The 24,024-nt window shown below is 64.1% G+C and carries 25 protein-coding genes and 1 tRNA gene; 6 read left to right on the top strand and 20 right to left on the bottom strand.

The genetic code is table 11. The annotated features are described in order from the left end of the window. Nucleotides 1-270: 270 nt before the first annotated feature. Together ACGYK7_RS09210 and ACGYK7_RS09215 are read right to left on the bottom strand one after the other, a co-directional pair. Nucleotides 271-450 (bottom strand): hypothetical protein, encoded by a 180-nt coding sequence (locus ACGYK7_RS09210; protein ID WP_394401330.1) that lies wholly within the window; start codon nucleotides 448-450, stop codon nucleotides 271-273. Next, complete coding sequence (locus ACGYK7_RS09215) at nucleotides 398-1,150, bottom strand: mechanosensitive ion channel family protein (protein ID WP_394401333.1); 753 nt, start codon at nucleotides 1,148-1,150, stop codon at nucleotides 398-400. Before ACGYK7_RS09215 ends, ACGYK7_RS09210 begins: the two co-directional genes overlap by 53 nt. 167 nt (nucleotides 1,151-1,317) lie before the next feature. Between ACGYK7_RS09215 and ACGYK7_RS09220 the strand changes: the two genes are divergently transcribed. Next, entirely contained in the window at nucleotides 1,318-1,476 is a 159-nt protein-coding gene (locus ACGYK7_RS09220; RefSeq protein WP_394401336.1) for a YqaE/Pmp3 family membrane protein, read from the top strand. A 60-nt stretch (nucleotides 1,477-1,536) separates the two neighbouring features. Here ACGYK7_RS09220 and ACGYK7_RS09225 read toward each other — a convergent pair whose 3' ends face one another. From ACGYK7_RS09225 to ACGYK7_RS09255, 7 genes are all read right to left on the bottom strand, one after another. After that, complete coding sequence (locus ACGYK7_RS09225; RefSeq protein ID WP_394401338.1) at nucleotides 1,537-1,710, bottom strand: CsbD family protein; 174 nt, start codon at nucleotides 1,708-1,710, stop codon at nucleotides 1,537-1,539. Between the two features lie 122 nt (nucleotides 1,711-1,832). Further along, nucleotides 1,833-1,907, bottom strand: a tRNA-Phe gene (locus tag ACGYK7_RS09230). Nucleotides 1,908-2,022: 115 nt separating this feature from the next. Next, nucleotides 2,023-2,214 carry a DNA gyrase inhibitor YacG gene (locus tag ACGYK7_RS09235; protein WP_394401340.1) on the bottom strand — a complete coding sequence of 64 codons (192 nt, stop codon included), beginning with the start codon at nucleotides 2,212-2,214 and terminating at the stop codon, nucleotides 2,023-2,025. Further along, complete coding sequence (locus ACGYK7_RS09240) at nucleotides 2,211-3,245, bottom strand: ribonuclease E/G (RefSeq protein ID WP_394401342.1); 1,035 nt, start codon at nucleotides 3,243-3,245, stop codon at nucleotides 2,211-2,213. Before ACGYK7_RS09240 ends, ACGYK7_RS09235 begins: the two co-directional genes overlap by 4 nt. Continuing rightward, nucleotides 3,242-3,820 (bottom strand): Maf family protein, encoded by a 579-nt coding sequence (locus ACGYK7_RS09245; protein ID WP_394401344.1) that lies wholly within the window; start codon nucleotides 3,818-3,820, stop codon nucleotides 3,242-3,244. Before ACGYK7_RS09245 ends, ACGYK7_RS09240 begins: the two co-directional genes overlap by 4 nt. 89 nt (nucleotides 3,821-3,909) lie before the next feature. Then, on the bottom strand, nucleotides 3,910-4,128 hold the full coding sequence (gene infA, locus ACGYK7_RS09250) for a translation initiation factor IF-1 (protein ID WP_005978431.1): 219 nt from the start codon (nucleotides 4,126-4,128) through the stop codon (nucleotides 3,910-3,912). An 81-nt stretch (nucleotides 4,129-4,209) separates the two neighbouring features. Beyond that, nucleotides 4,210-5,085 carry a carbon-nitrogen hydrolase family protein gene (locus ACGYK7_RS09255; RefSeq protein WP_394401347.1) on the bottom strand — a complete coding sequence of 292 codons (876 nt, stop codon included), beginning with the start codon at nucleotides 5,083-5,085 and terminating at the stop codon, nucleotides 4,210-4,212. A gap of 163 nt (nucleotides 5,086-5,248) precedes the next feature. Here ACGYK7_RS09255 and ACGYK7_RS09260 point away from each other — a divergent pair, with 163 nt between their 5' ends. After that, nucleotides 5,249-6,244, top strand: a complete 996-nt coding sequence (locus ACGYK7_RS09260) for a LysR family transcriptional regulator (RefSeq protein WP_394401350.1) — start codon at nucleotides 5,249-5,251, stop codon at nucleotides 6,242-6,244. Between the two features lie 7 nt (nucleotides 6,245-6,251). Then, nucleotides 6,252-6,950: an NAD-dependent deacylase gene (locus tag ACGYK7_RS09265; protein WP_394401354.1), complete on the top strand. Its 699-nt coding sequence runs from the start codon at nucleotides 6,252-6,254 to the stop codon at nucleotides 6,948-6,950. A gap of 21 nt (nucleotides 6,951-6,971) precedes the next feature. Here ACGYK7_RS09265 and ACGYK7_RS09270 read toward each other — a convergent pair whose 3' ends face one another. Both ACGYK7_RS09270 and rpmB read right to left on the bottom strand, forming a co-directional pair. Beyond that, nucleotides 6,972-8,612: a BCCT family transporter gene (locus ACGYK7_RS09270; protein ID WP_394401357.1), complete on the bottom strand. Its 1,641-nt coding sequence runs from the start codon at nucleotides 8,610-8,612 to the stop codon at nucleotides 6,972-6,974. 255 nt (nucleotides 8,613-8,867) lie between these two features. Continuing rightward, nucleotides 8,868-9,167: a 50S ribosomal protein L28 gene (gene rpmB / locus ACGYK7_RS09275; protein WP_067268014.1), complete on the bottom strand. Its 300-nt coding sequence runs from the start codon at nucleotides 9,165-9,167 to the stop codon at nucleotides 8,868-8,870. A 269-nt stretch (nucleotides 9,168-9,436) separates the two neighbouring features. Here rpmB and ACGYK7_RS09280 point away from each other — a divergent pair, with 269 nt between their 5' ends. Then, complete coding sequence (locus ACGYK7_RS09280) at nucleotides 9,437-10,132, top strand: CDP-alcohol phosphatidyltransferase family protein (RefSeq protein ID WP_394401360.1); 696 nt, start codon at nucleotides 9,437-9,439, stop codon at nucleotides 10,130-10,132. Nucleotides 10,133-10,147: 15 nt separating this feature from the next. On the opposite strand, the gene ACGYK7_RS09285 is transcribed toward ACGYK7_RS09280, so the two are convergent. Beyond that, entirely contained in the window at nucleotides 10,148-10,603 is a 456-nt protein-coding gene (locus ACGYK7_RS09285) for a methylated-DNA--[protein]-cysteine S-methyltransferase (protein ID WP_394401363.1), read from the bottom strand. A 258-nt stretch (nucleotides 10,604-10,861) separates the two neighbouring features. Then, entirely contained in the window at nucleotides 10,862-13,783 is a 2,922-nt protein-coding gene (ileS, locus tag ACGYK7_RS09290; protein ID WP_394401365.1) for an isoleucine--tRNA ligase, read from the bottom strand. A gap of 372 nt (nucleotides 13,784-14,155) precedes the next feature. On the opposite strand from ileS, the gene ACGYK7_RS09295 reads away from it, so the two are divergent. Then, nucleotides 14,156-14,905 (top strand): Crp/Fnr family transcriptional regulator, encoded by a 750-nt coding sequence (locus ACGYK7_RS09295; protein ID WP_394401367.1) that lies wholly within the window; start codon nucleotides 14,156-14,158, stop codon nucleotides 14,903-14,905. Here ACGYK7_RS09295 and ACGYK7_RS09300 read toward each other — a convergent pair. The 4 genes from ACGYK7_RS09300 to ACGYK7_RS09315 are packed head-to-tail and all read right to left on the bottom strand — an operon-like array spanning nucleotide 14,902 to nucleotide 20,177. Beyond that, nucleotides 14,902-16,059, bottom strand: a complete 1,158-nt coding sequence (locus tag ACGYK7_RS09300; protein WP_394401370.1) for a glycosyltransferase — start codon at nucleotides 16,057-16,059, stop codon at nucleotides 14,902-14,904. The two genes, ACGYK7_RS09295 and ACGYK7_RS09300, sit on opposite strands and share 4 nt — an antisense overlap. After that, a complete protein-coding gene (locus ACGYK7_RS09305) occupies nucleotides 16,056-17,000 on the bottom strand; it encodes a glycosyltransferase family 2 protein (RefSeq protein WP_394401372.1) in 945 nt (314 codons plus the stop codon). The genes ACGYK7_RS09300 and ACGYK7_RS09305 overlap by 4 nt, the downstream gene beginning before the upstream one ends. Next, nucleotides 16,972-18,129, bottom strand: coding sequence for a glycosyltransferase (locus ACGYK7_RS09310; RefSeq protein ID WP_394401374.1), 1,158 nt, complete (start codon nucleotides 18,127-18,129; stop codon nucleotides 16,972-16,974). The genes ACGYK7_RS09305 and ACGYK7_RS09310 overlap by 29 nt, the downstream gene beginning before the upstream one ends. Then, the gene (locus ACGYK7_RS09315) at nucleotides 18,126-20,177 is read right to left on the bottom strand and encodes an HAD-IIB family hydrolase (RefSeq protein ID WP_394401377.1); all 2,052 of its coding nucleotides are present in this window, start codon (nucleotides 20,175-20,177) and stop codon (nucleotides 18,126-18,128) included. Before ACGYK7_RS09315 ends, ACGYK7_RS09310 begins: the two co-directional genes overlap by 4 nt. Nucleotides 20,178-20,325: 148 nt before the next feature. Here ACGYK7_RS09315 and ACGYK7_RS09320 point away from each other — a divergent pair, with 148 nt between their 5' ends. After that, nucleotides 20,326-21,105 carry a sulfotransferase family protein gene (locus tag ACGYK7_RS09320; protein ID WP_394401380.1) on the top strand — a complete coding sequence of 260 codons (780 nt, stop codon included), beginning with the start codon at nucleotides 20,326-20,328 and terminating at the stop codon, nucleotides 21,103-21,105. 4 nt (nucleotides 21,106-21,109) lie between these two features. On the opposite strand, the gene ACGYK7_RS09325 is transcribed toward ACGYK7_RS09320, so the two are convergent. Genes ACGYK7_RS09325 through ACGYK7_RS09335 form a run of 3 tightly spaced genes read right to left on the bottom strand, consistent with a single transcriptional unit; the run spans nucleotide 21,110 to nucleotide 24,002 of the window. Further along, on the bottom strand, nucleotides 21,110-22,114 hold the full coding sequence (locus ACGYK7_RS09325) for a YcjF family protein (protein ID WP_394401383.1): 1,005 nt from the start codon (nucleotides 22,112-22,114) through the stop codon (nucleotides 21,110-21,112). Further along, complete coding sequence (locus ACGYK7_RS09330) at nucleotides 22,114-22,578, bottom strand: GNAT family N-acetyltransferase (protein WP_394401386.1); 465 nt, start codon at nucleotides 22,576-22,578, stop codon at nucleotides 22,114-22,116. Before ACGYK7_RS09330 ends, ACGYK7_RS09325 begins: the two co-directional genes overlap by 1 nt. Then, nucleotides 22,575-24,002: a YcjX family protein gene (locus ACGYK7_RS09335; protein ID WP_394401389.1), complete on the bottom strand. Its 1,428-nt coding sequence runs from the start codon at nucleotides 24,000-24,002 to the stop codon at nucleotides 22,575-22,577. The genes ACGYK7_RS09330 and ACGYK7_RS09335 overlap by 4 nt, the downstream gene beginning before the upstream one ends. Between the last annotated feature and the right edge of the window lie 22 nt (nucleotides 24,003-24,024).

Genomic DNA, 24,024 nt, shown 5'->3' on the forward strand with positions numbered 1-24,024 from the left:
CCCGCCTGGCGCCCCGCCGTGCGCCTCAGCGCCGCCGGTGAAGGGGGTTCTAAGGCGAGTGGCGCAAAGCCGCAAGCAGAAATTTGAGAAAAGATGATATTTCGGGGAACCTTTCGGCAAGTTGCTGGAATGGCGTGCTAATTTTCCGCAACTAGCACGCCAAAGTCGGGCTCCCCTGCCCTATCAAATCCGATACTTTCACCCCGAGCCCCTAAGACGACCGCGATTCACGGGATCACAAGGCAAAATCGCCGACTCGCAGCGCGGGCCTTACCCCTCCCCTGCGTCCTCCTCCGCCCGACTGAGCGGAAGCGGCTCTTTGAAGGTGAGCGTGCGATAGGGGAAGGGAATTTCCAGCCCTGCTTCATCCAGCGCCCGCTTCACCGAGGTCACCACCTCATCCCGAGACCGGCGCTGTTCGACCGGGGCCGAGCCCGTCCACCAGGTCACCTCGAAGTTGATCGAGGACTCCCCGAACTCCTGCGCAAAAACCTGAATCGGATGCCCCCCCCTGCTCTACCGTTTCGCAGCGCGCGACGGCCTCGGAGATCACCGCCCGCGCTTCACCCAGATCGACATCATAGGCCACCCCGCAGATCACGGTTTGCCGACGGTGCTTTTGATCCGTGCGCACATAGACGGGGTTCTTGAAGAGCATCGCATTGGGGACAATCACCAGCTGACCGTCCGTCTGGCGGATATGGCTTTCCCTGATGGCAATATGGGTGACCTTGCCCTCGATCCCCTCGCATTCGATATGATCCCCCATGCGCATCTCCCGACGAAAGAGGATGATGATCCCGGCGAGGAAATTCTCGAAGACGTCCTTGAAAGCGAAACCGATGGCGACCGACCCGATGCCGAGCCCCGCCAGAATGCTGGCAGGCGTGAGGCCGGGAAAGACGATCACGGCCGCGATCATGATGCCAAAGAGCCAGATGAGGATCGACGTGAGTAGGGTAAAAAGATCCTGAAGGCTTGGGCGCAGCTTGGTATGCGACAGTGTTCTACTGACCAGCGACCGGCCAAGCGCGGCAATGGCCCAAGTCAATATCAATACGATGGTCGCGACAGCGATCTGCGGCAAAAGCGCGATCGTATCCCGCGCCATCTCCATGATCTGGCGCCACATGATTTTGACTGGCTCCACCCTGCCCCTCCTCTGGCTTTTGCTAGATTGCCGCAAAAAGCTGCGGCGAGTGTTAATTGCGCGTCATTCGGCCCGGGGTTCGCTGGCCCTCGGATGACAGAAAGCTAGCTTAGGGCGAGGCGTAATCCACCTATAAAGGAGCTCGGCACAGCCGGCGGCGTGACACCATGGACATCATTCGCATCATCATCGCGATCCTACTGCCCCCTCTTGGGGTGTTTTTGCAGGAAGGTCTGGGAAAGCATTTCTGGATCAACATTCTTCTGACCTTGCTGGGCTATCTGCCCGGGATCATCCACGCGCTCTATATCATCATCAAAAGATGATCGCACGGGAGCACACCAAATAGAAAAAGCGCGCCTCCGCGAAGAGGCGCGCTTTTGCGATCAGTCGGATAGTTTTTCCTTGGCGACGCCGAGGCCCTTTTGCACCTTGCCCTCGGCCTGATCGGCCTGACCTTCATGCTTCAGGTCTTCGTTACCTGTGGCATCGCCAGCTTCTTCTTTCAGCTTGCCACCGATGTCTTTCGCCTTGCCTTTAGCTTGGTCGTCATTTGCCATGGTTGCTCTCCTCTAACTAGGTATCGGGACAACGTTGGGAAGGCGGCGCCTGTTCCGTTGCGGGCGCAGGAAATCACGCGCTTCGAGTGGCGAGGGGTGTGGCCTGTCTGATTTGGTAAAAATGGTGCCCGGGGGCGGAATCGAACCACCGACACGAGGATTTTCAATCCACTGCTCTACCCCTGAGCTACCCGGGCACGGGTCACCTCTTTCGAGGTCGGGTGAGCGGGTTCTAGGACCTGTGGCGCGGGGTGTCCAGCCCCATTTTGCCCTGAAACCCACTTCTTTTCAAAAAACGCAAATTTCCCTGTATTAATGGGGCTTTGCGGGGTGGTCTTGTGCCGCTTCGGCGGCGTCGATGGCGGCTTCCACGTCTTCGGGGTCGCGCGAGGGGACGGCGTAGCTGCCGTTGAACCAGCGGCCCAGATCAATGTCGGCGCAGCGGCGCGAGCAGAAGGGGCGATGCGCCTTGACGGTTTCGGCTTTGCAGATCGGGCAGCTCATTGGCCTGCCCCTGTTAGCACCTCCGCCAGAACCGGGCGGGCGCGTTTGCGTTGCAACTCGTAATGGCCCAGAGGGGTCCAGCCGACCAGCGTCGTATCCACATCGTCGGCGCGGAAAGCGGCGCGCAGGGCGCTTTCAAACGTCCGGCGGTCCTTCTTGGGCATCGGCGCGAGGTCAAGCGTGATCTGCCCGCCCAGCCCGCGCAGGCGCAGGGCACGTGGCAGCGCTTTGGCGCAGGCCATATTCGCTTTCACACCGGCGGCGAGCGAGGCATCATTGCCGGTATTTACATCAACGGCCACCAGCGCGCGCGTCGGCTCCACAAAGATCGACGCGCCGCCCCCCAGCGGCACCTGCGCCAAGGCCACACGGTCGAGCTCTTCCAGAATGCCGTGGTCGTCAAAGCCGCCAGCCTCGGTCACCACCTCGGCAGGCGCGGTCCAGTCGCGCCAGGCAAGTAGATGTGGACCGTCACCTTCGCTCAGCACCTCCATCTGCTGCGCGTCATCATTGGCCACGGTATCCGCCAAGCTCAGCATATTGGCGATATCCTCGGCGATATCCTCGGCATCGGCACCAGCGCAGGAGGACCGCAGGATCAGGCCCAGATCGGCCCCACCCGCAACCTCATGGGCGATTTCCAGCAGCCGGTCGCGCTCTTCCTCGTCCTTGATCGAGCGCGAGATGTTCAGCCCCGGCGCATCCGGCGTCACGATGGCATAGCGCGACTTGAAGAGCAGCTTATTGGTCACCGGGATCGCCTTGCCCGGCTCGGCATGGCCCGAGACCTGCACGAGAATCGTCTGCCCCGGGGCCAGCCCCTTGATCTGGCGCAGAAACGCCGCGCCATCGGGGGTCTTGAGGAACATGCCCCCCTGCCCCTTCACCGGACGATCCGCAACCGCGCGGTACACGGTGCCGACACGCGGCCCGTGGCTGTCGATCAGAAAGTCGTCAAGTTTGCCGTCCACCATCAGGGCGGCGGCTTCGATATCACCGAGATGGTCGAGAATGATCGTACGGCCCTTCATGGCGTCCTTCCGTCAAATGGGTAGCCTGCCGCTTGCAGCAGGTTCGCAGCCTCGGCCAATGGCAAGCCGACGATTGCAGTGAATGACCCGCTGATCCAAGGGATCAACGCGCCCGCGGGGCCCTGAATGCCATAGCCGCCCGCCTTGCCGCGCCAATCGCCGGTGGCGAGGTAGCGGCGAATCTCGGGCTCAGACAGGGATTTCATCTTCACGCTGCTTTGCACATCGCGCTGCCACAGCTTCTCGCCCCGCTTGACGGCGACGGCGGTAACCACCTTATGCCGACGGCCCGACATCAGCCGCAAAAAGGCTTCGGCCTCGGCCTCATCCTCGGGCTTGCCGAGGATGCGCCGGCCAAGCGCCACGGTGGTATCGGCGCAGAGCACGATGTCATCCGCACCCGCGGGGACCGCCGCCACTTTCTCGCGCGCCATACGGGCGCAATAGGGGCGTGGCAGTTCGGCCTTATGGGGCGTCTCGTCAATGTCGGGGGCGCGAATGGCATCGGGGGTCACGCCGATCTGGGCCAAAAGCTCCAACCGGCGCGGCGATCCTGATCCAAGAATGAATTGCATCTTATGGGCCTCTTTGCCTGAGGCCGGCGGCCCGGTCGGGGCCGCGCACGGCCCCGCCTGCGCCGCGCAACGCGCGAACGCGGTGCCGCTTACTTGAAGCGATAGTTGATCCGACCCTTGGTCAAATCATAGGGTGTCATTTCCACCTGAACCTTGTCGCCAGCCAGAACACGGATGCGGTTTTTCCGCATCTTGCCTGCCGTATGCGCGATGATCTCATGGCCGTTTTCCAGCTCGACCCGAAACGTCGCGTTAGGCAGGAGTTCCTTCACGACACCGGGAAATTCGAGCGTATCTTCCTTGGCCATGGTCTCTCCTTGAGCACAAAACCCTCCAAAACGAGGGCGCAGGCTTAAATGGGCGCATTTTCGCGCTTTTTCAAGGGGGATTCAGCGCAAAGCGACGTTTATCGCCTTTCCGTCGCGGCCAATCTGGTCTTGCCAGTCCCTTCGGTTGAGCACGATGCCATCCGCGCGCACCTCGGCGACCTGCGCCAAATCGGCGTCGGCCACGGTCCAGCCGGGGGCGTTGACCTCGCGCAGGCCCAAAATCCCCGTGGGCGGGAAGCCCCGATCCGGGGGGCAGAAAATCCCGCCCGCGCCATAGGATTGGCCAAGGGCGTCGGACCAATCGGCCTTGCCGACGACCGATGACATGGCGGTAATGCACTGATTCTCAAGCGCCCGTGCCATGGAGCCGATGCGCACCCGCCAATAGCCCGCGAGCGTTTCGGTTACACTGGGCACGCAAATCACATCGCATTCTGCCAGCGCGCGGCCCAGCAGGGGAAACTCGCTGTCATAGCAGATGAGAATCCCAATCTTGCCGATCGCCGTGTCAAAGACCTGAAGCGCATTGCCCCCGATCACGCCCCATTCCTCACGCTCAAAACGGGTCATGATCTGCTTGTCCTGCACCCCGACCTGCCCCGCGGGCGTGATCAGCCGGGCGCGGTTCACGGGGCGGCTCTCGGTCGCGGCGGGGCCGGAGCCTGCCACGATATGCACGTTATGCGCGGCGGCGAGTTTCACATGCAGCCGGTCCGCCTCCTCAAGCTTGTCCGACACCGCAAAGAGCGACCGTTCCAAATCGCCCGCCACCTCGGCCCCGTCGAGCGTGGCCAGTTCCATCGCGGCGTATTCAGGAAAAACCAGCAGTTCCGCCCCCTGCACCGCCGCCTCGGCGACCCAATGGGCCAGTTTGTCTTCGTATTGCGCCCATGATGTCAGAACATCGAGCGGATAGGCGGCTGTGGCGATCTTCATTTGAATGGCTCCTAGTTTCCGCGCAGTCTGCGCAGCTTTGCCGCTGGCTTCAAGACAGGCAGCACCGCTTTCATGGAACCGCCCGAGGGGCTGCCGCTTGCTTGGGCAAAGGCTTGACCTGACCTGCCCATGGTTTCACAAGTTCCGAAAGAGATGGGACCATATGCTGAACAAGGGCATCACCCTGCGGGGCATCGAAGTGTTTGAAGCGTTGGCGCGAAGCGGGTCGGTGGCGCAGGCGGCCGAGGCCACGGGGCTCAGCCAGCCCGCCGTCAGCCAGCAGATGCGCAACCTCGAGGCCGCCATCGGCGCGGAACTGGTCGACCACACCCGCCGCCCCATGCGGCTGACCCCAGCCGGGCAGATGTTTCTGCGCCGCGCCGAGCAGGCGCTCGGCGAATTGCGCCTAGCGCAGAGCGAAGTCACGGTGATGGATCTGGCCCATCTGGAGGCGCTGAACCTCGGTGTGATCGACGATTTCGACGATGACCTGACCCCGCGCCTAGCCACGATCCTTGGCGACAGCCTGACCGGATGCCGCTTTCGGATGATCACCGCAGGCAGCAATGAATTGGCCAAGGCGCTGCGCGACAAAAGCCTGCATATGGCGCTATCGGCGCAGATCGACGGGCCGATGGCGGGGGTTTTGGAATACCCGCTGGCCCGCGATCCCTTTATCCTCATCACCCCCGCGGGCACCTCCGCCGACCCCGACGCCCTGCTGCGCGGCGATACCGACCTGCCCTTCCTGCGCTATGCCGCCGATCAGTTGATCGCGCGGCAGATCGAGGCGCATCTTGCATCCGAGGGCCACGACCTGCCCGCCCGTTTTGAGATTGGCAGCCATCTGGCGCTGATGGCCATGGTGGCGCGCGGCATCGGCTGGGCGGTGACCACGCCCTTGGGCTATATGCGCGCCGCGCGCTTCCACGACCGCCTCGCCGCGCATCCCCTGCCCGCAGCGGCACAGGCCCAACCGCCTGCGCGCACCATCTCGCTCTTTGCGGGGGCTGAATGGTCCGGCCCGGTGCCGCGCGACATTGCTCAAACCCTGCGGCAGTTGATGCAGACCCATATGATCGCCCCCGCCATCGCGCAATTGCCCTGGCTGGCCGAGGGCTTTCACCTGCTTGAAGACACGGCCCCGATCGGAGAATAATCCCCCCATGACCAAGATCGTGATCCTCACCGGCGCGGGCATCTCTGCCGAAAGCGGGCTTGAGACCTTCCGCGCCTCCGATGGCCTCTGGGCGCAGCACCGGGTCGAAGATGTGGCCACGCCCGAAGGTTTCGCCCGCAACCCCAAACTGGTGCTCGACTTCTACAACGCCCGCCGCGCGCAGGCCGCCGAAGTGGCCCCCAACGCCGCGCATCGCGCCCTCGCCCGGCTGGAGGCCGAATTGGACGGCGAGGTGGTGGTGATCACCCAGAACGTGGACGATCTGCACGAACAGGGCGGTTCGCAAAAGGTCATGCATATGCATGGCGCGCTCAAAGGCGCGCTCTGCGCCGCTTGCGATCATCGTTGGCCCGCGCCCATGGTCATGGCCCCGGGTGATCCCTGCCCCGCCTGCGGTGCCCCCGCCGCGCGGCCCGATATCGTCTGGTTCGGTGAGATGCCCTATGAGATGGACGCGCTTTTCGATCACCTGGCCGAGGCAGATATCTTTGCCGCCATCGGCACCTCGGGCAATGTCTATCCCGCCGCCGGTTTCGTCGCTGAGGCCCGCCGCGCCGGGGCGCATACGATTGAGTTCAACCTCGAACGTTCCGCCGTGGGCAATCAGTTCGCCGAACATCGCATCGGGCCAGCCAGCCAGACCGTGCCGGAATGGGTGGCCGAGGTGCTTGGGGCGCGCCGCTAATCACCGGCGCGCCACGGGCTGTCAGCGCGGTTCGCTGCGCAGCCCTTTGTAGATCGTGTAACACATCACCAGCATCAGGATCGCAAAAGGCACCCCCGTCGCGGTGACCCCGGCCTGCAGCGCCGACAGCCCGCCGCCGATCAGCAGCACGATGGCGATCAACCCTTCGACGATGCACCAGAAGATGCGCTGCGGCACCGGGGCGTCGATCTTGCCCCCCGCCGTGATCGTATCGACAACCAGCGACCCCGAATCCGAGGAGGTGACGAAGAACACCAGCGCCAGAAGAATCGCGATGGTCGACGCGATCTTGGTAAAGGGAAGCTCATTCAGCATTCCGAACAGCGACAGTTCCGGCGAATAGCTGTCGATCACATTGGCCTTGACCAGCGATGTCTCGGGGCTGGCAAGGATCTGATCGATTGCGATGCCGCCAAAGACGCCCATCCAGATGAAGATGATCAGCGACGGGATCAGCAACACGCAGATGATGAACTCCCGCACCGTGCGCCCGCGCGAGACCCGCGCGATGAACATGCCAACGAAAGGCGCCCAAGAGACCCACCACGCCCAATAGAATGCTGTCCACCCTTCGCGGTAGGAATCATCCTCGCGACCGAAGGGATTGGAGAGCGGGATGATCTCTTGCGTATAGGCCAGCAGACCGGTCCAGAACCCGTCCAGCCCCACCAGTGTAGGCCCGACGAAAAGCACGAAGAGGAAGAACAGGACCGCCACGATCATGTTCACCTCCGACAGGATCTTCACCCCGCCATCCAGCCCGCGCCAGACCGACACCAGCGCCACGGCGGTCACCATCAGGATGATGATCACCTGCACATTGGTCGAAATCTCAAGCCCGAAGGCGAAGTTGAACCCCGCATTGGCCTGCTGCGCGCCAAGGCCCAGCGATGTGGCAAGACCAAAGAGCGTCGCGAAAACCGCCAAAATATCAATGATATGCCCCGGCCAGCCCCAGACCCGGTCACCCAGCAGCGGGTAGAAGCAGGACCGGATCGAAAAGGGCAGCCCCTTGTTATAGGTAAAGAGCGCCAAGGCCAGCGCCATGATCGCATAGACCGCCCAACCGTGCAGACCCCAGTGATAAAAGGTCGCCGCAAGGCCCATGGCGCGGGCAGCCTCTACATTCTCGGGAATGATCGAGCCATCCTCGGCAATCGGCAGGGGCACCCCCAGCGGGCCGGAGACGTTCATATGATACACCGGTTCGAGCACGCCAAAGAACAACAGGCCGATGCCCATGCCCGCGGCAAAAAGCATGGCGAACCACGCCAGATAGGAATACTCCGGCACGGCCTCTTGCCCGCCAAGCCGGACCTTCGAAATCGGCAGGAAAATCAGCGCGATGCAGAACAGAACGAAGATGTTCACGATGATCATGAACAGCCAATCCAGCTTGGTGGTGGCAAAATCACGAACCGCGAGGAAGACCACCCCGGCCTGATCGGGAAAGAGCATGGTCAGCAGCACAAAGGCCACCGCCGTCAGGCCGGAGACCATGAAAACCGGGTTGTGAATGTCAAAACCCAAGGGCCCCAGGGTGCCGTCGATATTGTCTTGGCCAACCTCAAAGTCCGTCTCGATCTCGTTCGTGTCGGGTGGCGTAGTGGAACTGGGCGTGCCGGGTGTGGGGTCAGTCATGAATCCTCCCCTCTTGATGCACTGTCTGACCCCCGCTCGGCAGGTAGCATGGCCAGAACAACAATTGCCGGAAGATCAATTAGCGCGCCGCTCCAAGGTTTCCCGAATAAAAACATGCCCCTACGCAAGAAAATTACCCCGGGCCGCCACGGCCCCATCTTCCGATAAGCAGAAAACCCTAACAAATTCCTAAGCCCAAAACGAAAAAGGCCCCAATCCTTTCGGATCGAGGCCCCAATCTCTATGCGGTAAGCCTTAGCTCAGCACATCGGCGGTCGCGCTGGATTTCGCGATGGCCTTTTTGATTTTCAACGCGTTGTCGGACAGTTCAACGTCCTTGGCTTTCGCCAGGAACTTGTCCAGACCACCGCGGTGGTCAACGCTGCGCAGAGCTGCGGCAGAGATGCGCAGCTTGAACGCGCGGCCCAATGCTTCGGACTGCAACGACACGTCGTTGAGGTTCGGCAGGAACCGACGGCGTGTACGGTTGTTGGCGTGGCTTACGTTGTTGCCCGTCATCGGGCCTTTTCCGGTCAATTCGCAACGGCGCGACATGGGTTCATCCTTTTGCTGTTGTGTCTTTCCAGCGATCCGGAAACACACATAACGTGGGGGCCGCGCAGAGCCGACCCTGAATTGGTTCGCTGGCTTTAAGGGGAATCGCGGTAGCCGTCAACCCGGTGCGCGGGACTTGGCCATATTTCCTGCACCCGCCGCCAATCGCGTCAAGCGCAGCTGCCACGCCCTGCCCCCGCTACGCTGGTTTTTGCCATCGACGCCAGAGTTTCCTTTGCATCCCTCCGACGGATTTGCGATGCAGACGCATGACCATACAGATGCGCGCCCTCTTCGTTCACCTTTTCACTGCCACCGGAGCGGTGCTGGCGATGCTCGCCATGCTTGCCGCCGTGGAAGAGAAATGGGACCTCATGTTCCTGTGGCTGGTGATCGCCTTTTTCGTTGATGGGATCGACGGGCCATTGGCGCGCAAATATGACGTGAAGACCAACGCGCCCGAGTTCGATGGCGTCTTGATGGATCTGATCATCGACTATCTGACTTACGTCTTCATCCCGGCCTTCGCGCTTTTCACCTCGGGACTGATGGATGGCTGGAGCGGCTGGGCGATGATCATTATCATCACCTTCGCCAGCGTCATGTATTTCTCTGACACGCGGATGAAAACAAAGGACAATTCCTTTAAAGGTTTCCCCGGCTGCTGGAACATGCTGGTGCTGGTGCTCTTTGCCTTGCAGCCCCAATGGTGGGTCAGCCTGATCGTGGTCACCATCCTTGCCGCGGCGATGTTTCTGCCGATCAAATTCGTCCACCCCGTTCGGACTGAGCGTTGGCGTCCCGTGACGCTGCCCATGGCGCTGGCATGGACCTTCTTTGCGGGCTGGTCCGCTTGGGTGAACTTCCACCCCGAAAGCTGGGCGCATTGGGGTCTGGTGATCACCTCTGTCTACCTGATCTGCGCCGGCGCCGCGCAGCAGTTGATCCCGTCGGGCGACGACTGAACCCGCCTTAGTCCCTCAAATCAACAGCCCCGCCGCGCCTTCATGGCGCAGCAGGGCGACCTTGGTCTCCACCCCACCCGCGCCGCTGAAACCAGTAAGCCCCTTGGCCCCCATAACGCGGTGACAGGGGATCAGGATTGGGATCGGATTGCCGCCACAGGCCCCGCCCACGGCTTGCGCGGGCACGGCGAGATCACGGGCAATCTCGCCGTAGGTGCGGGTGTGACCGAAGGGAATGGCCGCGATGGCGGCGCAGACCGCGCGTTGGAAGTCACTGCCGGTGACGCGCAGCGGCAGGTCAAAGCGCTGACGCTGGCCTGTCGCATATTCGTTAATCTGCCTCAAAGCGGTGTCGAGCAATTCCGAGCGGTCTTGCCCCGCCGCCTGCCCCCAGCCGAGCACCGTGATCGCGCCGTCTTCTTCAGTGACGGTCAGATCGCCGAAGGGCGTGGAGAGGGAGGCTTGTTTCATCGCCCCATTCTGCGTCAGAAATCACGCCTGCGAAAGAGCGCTGAGGGCATCGCCCTCCCTGGGGGCGATACGCCCGATCTGGCGGGTGTGGACTTGCAAGAGACGCTAAAGGGGCGAATTGCGCAAACGCCGCAAAATCGCCCTCCGGGGGGAGGGATGGCGATGCCCGTGGTGCCCACGGGCGGGGCATTGGCGACCTGACAAACAAGAACGGGCGCCGGTTCCCCGACGCCCGTTCGATCACTCTCTTAGAAACCCTCAGGCTTCCACCAACGCCTCGCGCACAGCCTCATCACAGCGCCCGCAGACACCGGGGTATTCATGCGTGCCGACATCCGGCAGCACCTTCCAGCAGCGCTCGCATTTCGCGCCCTCGGCCTTTTCAAAGACCACGGCCACGCCATCGGTCTCGGGCATGCGGAACGCCTCGGCCGGCGCCGGATCGCCGGTCACGGTGATGTCGGAGGTGATGCTGACATCTTCGAAGGACACGCTCTCCAACGCCTCCCGCTGCGCCGCGTCCTCGACATGTACCACCGGTGCCGCCTCAAGCGACGCGCCGATCACCTTCTCTGTCCGCTGCACCTCGAGCGCTGCGGTCACCACGCGGCGTGCGGCGCGGACCTTGGCCCATTTCGCCGCGAGTTCCGGGTTCAGCCATGCTTCGGGCGTCTCGGGCATGTCGACCAGATGCACCGAGGAATCGTCGCCCGGGAAGCGCTCCAACCAGACTTCTTCCATGGTGAAGACCAGCACCGGCGCCAGCCATGTGGTCAGACGGTGGAAGAGGATATCCAGCACCGTGCGCGCGGCACGGCGGCGCAGGGTGTCGCCATCGCAATAAAGCGCGTCCTTGCGGATATCGAAGTAGAAGGCCGAAAGATCGACCGTGGCAAAGGTGAAGACCGCTTGGAACACGCCCTGGAAGTCGAAACGCGCGAAACCGTCACGCACCACCTTGTCGAGTTCCGCCACCCGGTGCAGCACCCACCGCTCCAGTTCCGGCATCTCAGCCGGGTCGACGCGGTCCGCCTCGGAAAAGTCACTCAGCGCGCCCAGCATGTAGCGCATGGTGTTGCGCAGGCGGCGATAGCTGTCGGCCACGCCTTTCAGGATCTCATCCCCGATCCGCTGGTCGGCGGTATAGTCGGTCTGCGCCACCCAGAGCCGCAGGATATCCGCGCCATACTGCTGCACGATCTTCTCGGGCACGATGGTGTTGCCGATCGACTTGGACATCTTCATGCCCTTGGCATCCAGCGTGAAACCATGGGTCACCACGTTGCGATAGGGCGCGCGGCCCGTGGTGCCGACAGATTGCAGCAGCGAGGAATGGAACCAGCCGCGATGCTGGTCGGTGCCCTCCATGTAGACATCGGCGATGCCGTCTTCGGTCCCGTCCTCACGGTCGCGCAGGGTGAAGGCATGGGTCGAGCCGCTGTCGAACCACACGTCGAGGATGTCGGTTACCTGATCGAACGCCGCCGGGTCGACGATGCCCTCGAGGAAGCGCTCCTTGGCACCTTCCGCATACCAGGCATCCGCGCCTTCGGCCTCGAAGGCCTCCACGATGCGCTGGTTCACCTCTTCATTGCGCAGCAGGAAGTTCTCATCCGTCGGCGCCACGCCCTTGCGCACGAAACAGGTCAGCGGCACACCCCAGGCGCGCTGGCGGCTCAGCACCCAGTCGGGCCGCGCCTCCATCATGGAATAGAGCCGGTTGCGGCCGGATTTCGGCACCCAGTTGACTGTGTCGATGCAGGTCAGCGCGCGTTCGCGGATGGTCTCGCCGTTCTGGTCCAGCCCGTCGCCCACTTTCTTGTCGATGGCGGCGAACCACTGCGGCGTGTTGCGGTAGATCACCGGCGCCTTGGAGCGCCAGGAATGCGGGTAGCTGTGCTTGATCTTGCCGCGCGCGAGCAGGCCGCCGACCTCGACGAGCTTGTCGATGATGGCGCTGTTGGCGTTGCCTTCCTTGCCGTTCGGCTTGAGGATCGCCTTGCCGCCGAAGAAGGGCAGATCGTCGCGGAAGCGGCCATCCTCCATCACGTTGTAGGTGATGACCTGCGGCAACATGCCGAGGTCGCGGTAAAGCTCGTATTCCTCCAGACCGTGGGACGGCGCGCAATGCACAAAGCCGGTGCCCTCGTCCGAGGTCACGAATTCGGCGGCGCGGAAGTCCCGGAGATCGTCCCATTCGCCATTCGCGCCCTCGGCCCCCGCAAAGGGGTGCTGGAGCGAGACCTTGGCCAGTTCGTCATTGTCGACGCCGCGCACACGCTGCCACATGCCATCTTCGAGCCGTGCGCGGCCCAGCACATCGGCGGCCAGATCGTCGGCCAGAAGGTAACGGTCGCCCACATTGGCCCAGCATTCGTCCGGCGTGGCGGTGACCTCGTAAAGGCCATAGGAGATCCCCTCGCCATAGACCACGGCCTTGTTCGAGGGCATGGTCCAAGGCGTGGTGGTCCAGATCACCACCTTGGCGCCGTCGAGATCGCTGTCGGTGCCGACGACGTTGAACTTCACCCAGACGGTAAAGCTTTCCTTGTCGTGGTACTCGACCTCCGCCTCGGCCAGCGCGGTCTTCTCGACCGGCGACCACATCACGGGCTTGGAACCTTGGTAGAGCGTGCCGTTCATCAGGAACTTCATGAATTCCTCGGCGATCACCCGCTCGGCGTGGAAATCCATGGTGAGGTAGGGGTTTTCCCAATTGCCGGTGATGCCGAGGCGCTTGAATTCCTCGCGCTGCACATCGACCCATTTGGCGGCGAAGTCGCGGCACTCGGCGCGGAACTCGTTGATCGGCACCTGATCCTTGTCGCGGCCCTTCTTGCGGTATTGCTCCTCGATCTTCCACTCGATCGGCAGGCCGTGGCAATCCCAGCCGGGGATGTAGCGCGCGTCATAGCCCATCATCTGATGGCTGCGCACGATCATGTCCTTGATCGTCTTGTTCAGCGCATGGCCGATGTGCAGGTTGCCGTTCGCGTAAGGCGGACCATCATGCAGCGTGAAGGGCTTGCGCCCCTCTTTCTCGCGCAGGCGATCATAGACGCCGATCTTCTCCCACCGCTCCAGCCAGCCGGGCTCGCGCTTGGGCAGTCCGGCGCGCATGGGGAAATCGGTCTTGGGCAGGTTCAGCGTGGCTTTGTAGTCGGGGGTCTCGGCGCACATGGGGGGCGTCCTTCAGGCATTTGGGGGTGTTTCGATCTCGGTCGGTGCGAATGGCTCAAGCACCTCGGCCCGGCGTCTCAATTGCTCAGAGCGCCGGGAATATAATTCGAATAATGATCGCGGTGAGGCGTGTCATGCGCCCGCTTATAAACAGCCCCCCCTGCCCCGACAAGCCCCGGAAGAGGCGCGACAATCAGGGTGGAAAACGCTACCTAAAACGCAGGCCGCCGAACTTAACATTTTTTATGATCCCCGGCCTTCGCTTGAATTTTTCGGCGAAAACAGCATCATAGGGCATTCGACAGAGCTGAATTCACGCGGACCCTGCATCGTGGCTACCGCGTTATTTTTAATGGGCGGAAAGACCTGCGTGTGACGATTAAAGACACCTTTTATCACGACATGTCCGTGAAGCCTGCGGGCATGGTAGACCACCTGAGCGGCGCGCAATGGGCCAAACTTGCCCCGCTGATGACCCAACACAAGCATTTCACGGCCGGAAGCGTGGTCAGCCGACGGGGCGATTTACTGCATCACAGCCTGCTGTTGCTGGATGGGTTGATCGCGCGCAGCGTGCCACGCGGACAGCGCGCCCGCAGCACCTTCGTCGCCCTCCAATTCCCCGGGGAGTTTGTCGATCTGCACGCCTTTCCGCTGAAACAACTCGACCACGATGTCATCTCGCTGACCGATACACGGGTCGCCATCATCTCGCACGAGCCGCTGCGCGAATTGCTTAATGGCGATGTCGAGATGGCGCGGAAACTCTGGCTAATGACCTTGGTCGATGCCTCCATCCATCGCCATTGGGTGATGCGCAACAGCGCCATGCGCGCGCTGGCGCGGGTGGCGAATTTCCTGAGCGAATTCGACGCCCGCATGACCGCCGCCTATGGAATGGAGCGTCAAAGCCTGCCCTTCAACCTGCGCCAGACCGATATCGCCGATGCCACCGGCCTCACCTCGGTCCATGTCAGCCGCACCCTGCGCGAGCTGCGCGAACATGGCTGTTGTGCCGTGACGGGCGGCAAGCTGCTGATCCACGACCGTGCGGGGCTGCATAAGGTCGGCCAGTTCGAGCCTGCCTACCTCTATATGCCCCAAGCGGAAGCGGCGCTTTAACCCGCCTCTGCTAGAGGCTGCGGCGCATGTTCCACCTGCAAGGCAATCGCCGGGTAGGTTTTACGCGGCAGGGCAACACCCTTTTGCGCCCGGGCGGCATGGTAGAGCCGTTCGAACTTCGTCACCATCGCCTGCGCATCAAAGAGCCGTGCCACACGGGCGCGGGGCACTTCGGCGGCGATATCGCGCGCGCGCAACAAAGCACCCGCCAAGGCATCCGCGCTATCCTCTACCGCGATGACACCCGCCTCGCCAAGCACCTCCTCAACCGCGCCATGCGGGGTCGCGGCGACAGGCAGCCCCGTCGCCATCGCCTCCACCGCAGCAAGGCCAAAAGGTTCCTCCCACTGCGGAGTGAAGAGCGCCACCGAGGCCCGCCCATAGGCCGCCCCAAGCGCCGCCGTTTCCAGATGCCCGACATAGGCCACATCGCCATAAAGATGCGGTCTTACCATATCGTTAAAGTAATCCTGATGCTCGACCACCCCATAGATGCGCAGGGGCACCCCGGCGATCTGCGCCGCCTCTGCCGCCAGATGGGTGCCCTTGGTCGGGGTGATCCGCCCGGCCCAAACGGCGCTGCCATCCCCCGCCCCGCCTTGAGGCCATTCGTCAAGGTCGATCCCGTTGTGCACCACATGCGCCGTCTCGGGCGCGCCCTCGGGCCACCAGATGCCCCGCTGTCGGGCCGAGACGACGGAGGACAGATGCCAAGGCGCCGCCCCATCCGTCAGCGCGCCGTGCAGCACTTTGAAGGGCGGGATATGCAGCGAGGTCACCATTGGCAGGCGCTCCGCCCGCGACAGGCGCGGCAGGAAGCGGTGCAACGCGTTATTGTGCACCACGTCAAAGCCGCCCTCCAGCAAGAGCCGCGCGGCGCGGGCATAGCAGGCGTCGAGATGGTCGTTCAGCGCATCGGTGCCGTGAAAGTCATGCCATGGAAAACGCGCGTCGTAATGCGCGTCACAGACCGGCAGCAGCTTCACCCCCGGCGGCAGGCTCGCAGCACTGTCCCCGCTGGCCAATAGGGTCACCTCATGGCCGCGACCGGCCAGGATCCGGGCTAGCCCGTGGGTAAACGCCTCCATCCCGCCCTTGAAGGGGGCGGCGATGGGATGGCGAATATGGCCGACGATGGCGATGCCTAGGGTCATTCCGCCGCAATCCGCTCTTCGCCGCGCAGATAGCGCAGCACCCGCGCGGTATTGGCGTAAGGCTGGTCCGACTGCTGCTCGCAAAGCGCGAAGTCATCTGCATCCGGTTCACGCAGCTGCACCAATGCATCGCCATCCGTCCCCACCAGCCCCATCAGGCGAAAGGCGGTGAGCCAATGGTTCATGGTCCGGTGGCCCCATTTGTCGGCGAAAATCTCTGTATTGCGCAGGATCGAGGGGATGTGGTGGATCGGCGGCATGCAATGCGGGTGGTGCTGGTGAAACACCTTCGCGCCCTTCGCCCAATGGATCGGCACGCCGCGTTCGTCCAACTCTCGGCCAAAGTCCGTATCCTCCCCCCCATAGCCGGTGTATCGCTCGTCAAACCCGCCGGAGCGGTCCCAATCTTCGCGGTGGATGGCAAAGTTGAGCGACCAGAAACAGCGGTAGTCATTGCAGCGTTTCAAGCCTTCGGCGGGCGGCCCCTGACGGTCGGAATGGCGCACGGCCACGGCCTCCAGTTTGGGATAATTCCAACCTTCGGTGGCGGTTCCCGCCGGGAGGTAGTTGACCTCGCCCATGATCAGCCCGTTGCCCGGCACCGCATAGCCCATATAATCGGCGATCAGTTCCGGCGCCGGAATGCAATCCACGTCGAGGAAGACCAGACAGTCGCCCGTGGCCTCTGCCGCGACGGTATTGCGCGCGCGCGACAGCGGGAGCTCTTTGCCTGTCACCTGAACCTGCCGGATCGGGAAATCGGTCTGCGGCAGGTCGTCGTAAAGCCTGTCCTGCATGACCCCGATCACCAGTTCATCCGGCTGCCGGGTCTGACGGGTCAGGCCAAGGATCACATTGCGCAGATGCGCCGCCCGCCCGCGCGCAAGCGTCAGCGCGCTAACTGTGGTATTCTCAGGCACGGATGGGGTGAACGACGTCATGTAAGTCTCCGGTATCTTTAGTTGTTTCTGATAGCAGCTGGTCGGTAAGGCCGATCAGCCAATTGGCCGTCTCTGTCGCGGCATCCTCGTTGACCAAGGCCCGTTGCAAGGCCGGGTCATGGGCATCGAAGGTAGTTTGGATCGCGCGGCGCCACGCTGCGGCGGACGAGGGGAAATGCGGCAGGTGATGCGCCGCCCCCGCCCGCGCCAACGCCTCGGCCTTTTCGACCTGTTCGTCGAAATAGCGCCACTCCGGGACGGCGAGCCACGGGGTCTCTGCCGCAAGGATCTGGTGGCAGGTGGTGTTCCCGGTCGAAGCCACGACCATATCCGCAGCCGCCAGATAATCCGCCGCGTTCTCGACCCATCCGTGATGGCGCAGGTTGGCGGGTTCGGTGGCGTGCCAATCGCGCGCCATGCGCCCGATGGTGATGAAGGCCGTCTCAGGCATTGCCCGCGCCGCGATGCCGAAAGGCGCAGAGGCGAACCCCGTGCCGCCCCCGCCCGACATGACCAGCACCATGCGCTGCTCTGGCCCGACGCCAAGCCTTTCTCGCAACTTGGCACGCCGCGCCGGATCGGGGCGTTTCACATCGACGCCCAAGCCTCCGGCGAAATGCGTCTTGGCCATATGCCGCGCGGGCCAGTCCGGCTGCGCCAGCGCCTTGGCGGCGGGGCAAAGCAGACCGACCGCCCCATCATAGGCCGCCTGATGCCCCGGATCACCACGCTGGCCGTGTTGCAGCACCTTTACATGCGGCACCGAACAGATCCGCGCAAGCTGCGCCACCTCTGCCGAGACATCGCTGATCATCAGCACCGGATTGGCGCTGGCAAACCAAGCGGCCAGTTGCGCCATGGCCTGCCGAATGCCGGGCCAGCCAAGCGGCGCGCAATGCACCGTATCCGGAGCGCTGGTGGTGTCGTTGATGTCCTCGGCCCCTGTCGCCTCGAAAAGCGATGGCAGGGTGATGACCTCCACCGCCCGGGTGAAGGCGGGGAAAATGTCCGGTTTCGCGCAGAAGACAGTCACCGGCTGGCTTTCGGGCAGCGCGTTGACCACGGCGGCGCAGCGCTCCGCATGGCCCCGGCCTTGATGGTGGACGAAGTAACCGATGGGCCGCGTCATTGCGCCACCATCTTCACGGGCGGTTCCATCGCGTTGAGGGCGAAGCCAAAGGTCTCGAGCCCCTCCAAGACACCGGCGGCGTGCGCCGCGCGCGCGTGGTAGAGCCGTCTGCCACTCAGACGTTCGCGCAGCCCATCCATCGCATTGCCCACCAAGATGCCCCGGCCCGGGCCATCCTCCACCGCCTGCAACATGTCGAAATCATTGCCGCTGTCCCCGGCCACCACGACCCGGTCCATCGGCATGCCCAACCGCCGCGCGGCGGCACAGACCGCAGGCCCCTTGCCCGCCGCCAAGGGTAGAACATCGATCAGCCGCCCATGCGAGGCGACGATCTGTGCCGCCGCACCACGCCGGGCCAAATGCCGCTCCAACCGGCGCGCGGTGCGCGTGTCGCCGAAACCGCTAAGCTTCCACCGCCGCTGCTCAACCGGCGCTTGCCAGTTAAAGCCGAAGTCCTTCAGCGCCCGCTCCACTCGGGCACGGTCCCACCCGGTGTCGAGCTTTTGGGCGAAACGCTCATCCAGACAAAGCCGCCCCTCGGCATCGGGAAGATAGACCTCGGTCCCGACAGAGGTGATAAAGACACGCGGGGCGGGCAGGTTCCAATCGCGCAGGATGCGGCGCGCCTCGGGCAGGCTGCGCCCCGTGGCCACGGCAAAAAGCGGGCGGTCGCGGGCGATCCATGCGTTGAACAGGGCCGCGGATGGGGCGCAGCCCGTCAGCGTGTTGTCGATATCGCTGGCCAGCAGCACCGGCGCGGGCGTTGTCATCGGCGCGGCGTGGCGGATATCCTCGCAGATGTGCTGCACTTCCTCGGCCCATTTCGACCAGTCGTAGCGCCCGACATGAGCGCGCCCGGCTTCCGATGCCGCGGCCCAGAATGCGCGATCGTCCAACAGCTTCAACAGGGCCGTCTCGATGGCCGTATCATCGCAAGGCGGCACACAGAGACCATGGCCAAGGTCCGCCACGATATCGGCAGGCCCGCCTTCGCGCGTGGCCACCACCGGCAGGCCATGCGATGCCGCCTCCAACATGGTCAGGCCAAAGGGCTCATGCAGTGCGAGGTTGACGAAGACCCCGCCGGTTTGCGCCGCGCGGTCATAGAGGGCGGCCACATCGCCCTGCGTATGGCGCGGCGGCAGCGCCACTTTGCCACGCAGCTTCGGCACCTCCAACGTCTCTCGCAGGCGGGACAGCTCCGCGCGCGCCTCTGCATTCGCCTGAAGCGCATCGCCATGCTGACCGGCAAGGATCACAAGGTTCGCCCGCGCCTGCAAAGCGGGGCTTTGCGCATAGACCCGCGCCAAGGTCGTAAGGTTTTTGCGGGCCACGGGGCGCGCCACGGCGAGCAGCGTGGGGCGGTCGGGGTCGCTCAACCGATCAGCCAAGAGCGCACGGCCTGCCCCGGCCTCAGTCGGGCGGCGCAGCGACACGCCCGGAGAGACGCGGTGCACCCGCGCCTGCGCATCCGCCCCATAGGCTGCGACCTGCACCTCGGCCTCATCGCGGGAAGAAAGCACCACCGCATCCGCCTCCAACAGCGCGCGCCGTTCCGCCGCGACGCGGGCGGCGTCCACCTCGGCCCCCGATTTGCTCAGGGCCAGCGAATGCGGGGTATAGATTACCGGCATGCCGAAACGCGCCCGTGCTGCCAGCGCCAATTGCGCCGCATCGGCGAAATGCGCGTGGATCACATCCGGCAGCCGTTTGGCCCGCGCCAGATCCTCTAAAAACACCTCGACCAGCGCGGGAATCTCCGCGGCGAGGTTTTCCTTGCTGAGATATCCCCGCTCCGCTGTCCAAAGCCGCCGGATCGACAGGCCACGGCTAACTTGCTGATCGGTCTGGGCGTGTACGGCACCAAGGGTCGGTTCATCGAATGCGCGGGTCACGATCTGCACCGCATCCACATCCCCCCGCGCCGACTGCGCGTGGGCCGCCCCCAAGATATAGGCGATGTGACCGCCGGTGTCTTCAGTCACACCGTAGTTAACAGATGGCGCCGTGAGGCAGCCCCCGAGGGCAATGTGACAAATGAACATGTATGGATCTCCTTATGCAGGGGTGACCCCCTCACGGCCCATCCGTTCCGATAACAAATGTTAATGCATACATTTGTGGACAGGGGGCATGACCGCCCTAGGTGCCTGCCACTGAACCCCGCCTCTCTCCTCAATCAGAGCCACCCCGATGCCCACAGAAATCCCCCCGCGCTACCTGTTCATCGGCGGGCTGCACCGCTCTGGCACCTCGCTGGTCAATCGCCTGGCCAATGCCCTGCCCGGCGCGGGCGGCATCACCGGATCGGCAGCGCCCGAAAATGAGGGGGTCTATCTGCAAGGGGCCATCCCCCATACGGCGCAATCCGGGCGGCCCATGCATTTCGCGACCAACCCAGAGGAACATCTGACCGAGGCGCATCCGCTCAACAGTTTGGAGACGAAGACCCGGCTGACGCAGGATTGGGCGCCGTGGTTTGCCCCGAACCTGCATTGGCGGGTCGAGAAATCGCCGGTGAACCTGACCCGCATGCGGCTGATGCAACAACTCTTTCCCATGTCGCAATTCATCGTCGTCCTGCGCCACCCCGAGGCTGTCGCCGCCTCGGTCGTGTCATGGGTCGATGCGCCGGCGCAGGCGTTGATCGACCACTGGATCGCGGCGCAGGCGCAGATGCTGGATGACCTGCCCTATCTGCATGCGGTGATGGTCCTACGATACGAGGATATCGTCGCCGATGCCCCCCGCGCCCTGCGCCGGATCGCGCGTTTCGTCGACCTGCCCGAGGCGGCATTGCCCGAAGGTATCGCCGATGGAAACCGGACCTACGCCGGGGCCACGCAGATGACGACGGCACAGGCGGGCGAGGCTGCGCAGTGGGGCTACGCCCCCGGCTTGCAGGTCGCCCCTTGGCCCGGCCTGATCCAGCACCCCCTGCGCGCGGTGCGGGAGGCGGTCGACGCGGCCTGACCGGTTAACCGTCGCCCAGCACGCCGGTCAGCGCGCGTTTGATGATGCCCCGCACGCCGGGGCGTTTTTCGCGGGCAAAGGGCAGCGGGCGGCAAACCTCGATCGCGGCCACGCCAACGCGGGCGGTCAGCGCCCCGTTCACCAGCCCCTCGCCGAAACGGCGGCTCAGCTTGGCGACGATGGACCCGCCCAAGAGCGGCTCTATCAGATCATCCCCCACGGCCACGGCCCCCGTCGCCACCAGATGCGACAGCACCGCCCGGGTCAGCCGCCACGAGCCGAAAAAACCCGACCGCCCGCCGTAGATTTCCGCGATGCGTCGGATCATCCGCAGGTTGCTGCTGAGGGCGGCGGCGACATCTGCCAGCGCCAGAGGCACCAGCGCGGTGACGGCGGCGACCTGCCGGGCAGCGGCCTCGACCTCACGCGTGGCGGCACGGTCCAGCGGGGCCAGAACCTCGCTCTCGGCCAGCCCCAGAAGCGCTTCGGCATCGAATTGGTCGCCGCGCAGCTCCGTCAGCCGGTCGCGGCCCCAGCGGGTATCCTCGCGGTGCTTGTAAAGCGCCTCAAGCCGGTCCGTGACACTGCGCGCGGCGGTCAGATCCCCCTGCGCCAGCGCTTGACCCGCGTCATGGCGCAGCCCGTCGAGCCGCGCGAGCCGTCCAAAGGCCGCCATTTCGCGCAGCGACAGCAACAAGAGGACCAGCAGAAACGCCCCGATCAGCAGCGTCATCGCCCAGCCGAGCAGCGGGTAGCGCGCCATCAGGTCTGTCACGAAGGTCCAAGCCGCGATCGAAACCAGCGCCGTGACCAATGCCCCCGCCAGCGCCCAGAACAGCCGCACCAAGCGCGACGGTTTGCGCGCGGCAAGCCGGGCGGCGATCTGCATCGCTTGGCCCTTGGGCGGCGGAGCCTCGACGTCCAACTCGGGCACGGCGGGCGCATCGGCGACCGAGGGCTGTGGCTTGGCGTCTTCTTCGAGGTCGAACAGGATCGGTCCGCGGGCCATCAGGCGGCCTCCCTTTGCCAGTGCAATGTCAAATCGGGCAGCCCTTCGTCATTGGCACTGCCATCGCCGCGTCCGGTCTCGGCGAACCCGTGTTGGCGGTAGAAGGCGATGGCCTGCGCATTGGCTTGAAAGGTCCAACAGGTCAGTGACTTATGCCGCGTCTTTAACGCGCCCAAAAGGGCCGAGCCGATGCCCTGCCCCCGGGCCGATCGCGCCACGAAAAGCGCATCCAATGCGCCGCGCTGACAAGCCGCGAAACCGGCGACGCGGCCCTCCCGCTCGGCCACAGTGACCCAGCCCCGGGCGATCATCGCATCGGCATGGGCGATATCCTCGGCGCCGGTATGAATGCGCGGCAACCAAGCGGTGTAACGGGCGAAATCGCTCATGATGCCGCCCACGGCCCCCGCGTCGAGCGGCTGCGCCGGGCGCAGGGTGGCGGAGCGTGTCACAACCGCGCTCACAGCCGATCCCCAATCAGGAATTCCGCCGCGCGGTCGAGCCGGATATGCGGCGGCCCGTCGCCGGGGCGCAGGTCCAACACTGCCGGGGCAAAGCGCATGATCTGATAATCCGCCCCCAGCCATTCCTGCGCGCCCTGCCGCGCGGGGGTCAGGAGATGGGCCGGGTCTTCGGGGAGTTCACCGGGATAGAAGGCCGCTCGCCGCCCGCGCGTCTCATCCTCGTTCAAGAGCGTCCCGCGCACCACGTCAAGCGGCTCTCCCCCATGGGTCATCACGTCTTCGGTCGTGGCGCGCAGGCTGGCGATGGCCATGGCCCGCGTGCCCGCGCCCGCATATTGCGCCCGGTCCCGCGCCTCGCGGATCAGCGCCTGCATGATACCGCTCAGCCGGGGATGCTGGCTGTGGTGCAGATGGTCGGCCTTGGTCGCGGCAAAGAGGATTTTCTCAACCCGTTTGCCCCGCAAGAGGGTGGTCAGAAAGTTGTTCGTTCCCGGCCGGAACGCGCCCAGAATATCGGCCATGGCGCCGCGCAGGTCTTCGACCGCCTGCGGCCCTTGGTGGATCGCGCCAAGCGCGTCAACCAGCACCACCTGCCGGTCGATCCGCGAAAAGTGATCGCGGAAGAAGGGCTGCACCACCTGTTTCTTATAGGCCTCGAACCGCCGCGCCATTTCGCGGATCAGCGATTTGCGCGGCGCGCCTTCCGATCCCGGCAGCGGCGCAAAGGTCAGCACCGGCGATCCGGCGAGATCACCGGGGAGCAGGAACCGCCCCGGCGTGCAGTCGGAATAGCCCTTGGCGCGGGCGGTTTGCAGATAGTCGGCAAAGCTGTCGGCAAGCCTGCGGGCGGTGGTCTCCTCCAACTCGGCATGGGGGTCGGTCTGCTCGGCCAGCGCGCGGTAGCCCGCCGCCTCTTCACGCGCGGCGATGCGTTCAATGACTTGCGCCGACCATTCGGCATAGGTGACATCCATCAGCGCCAGATCCAGCAGCCATTCGCCGGGGTAATCCACGATATCCAGATGCAGGGTGCGTGGCCCTTGCAGACCTGCCAGCAAACCATTGGGCCGCACCTTGAGCGAGAGCCGCAGTTCCGAAATCGCCCGCGTGCTTTCTGGCCAATGGGGCGTCTTTCCGGTCAGCGCGGCGAGGTGGGTCTCATACTCGAACCGGGGCACGGTATCGTCGGGCTGGGGCTGCAGAAACGCCGCCTCAATCCGCCCCTCGGAGGCCGCGAGCAGCCCCGGCATCCGGCCTCGGTCCAGCAGGTTGGCCACCAGCGAGGTGATGAAAACCGTCTTGCCCGAACGCGCAAGCCCCGTGACCCCAAGCCGGATCACCGGCTCGAAAAACGTCTCGCCCACCGTGTCGGTGACATTCTCAAACTGCCGCCAAATCCCGTCGGCAATGCCTGTGATACCCAAAGCTGCGCCCGTCCTTCTTTCT

It is taken from the genome of Sulfitobacter sp. 1A15299, assembly GCF_043556915.1.
In the GTDB taxonomy this organism is placed as follows: domain Bacteria; phylum Pseudomonadota; class Alphaproteobacteria; order Rhodobacterales; family Rhodobacteraceae; genus Sulfitobacter.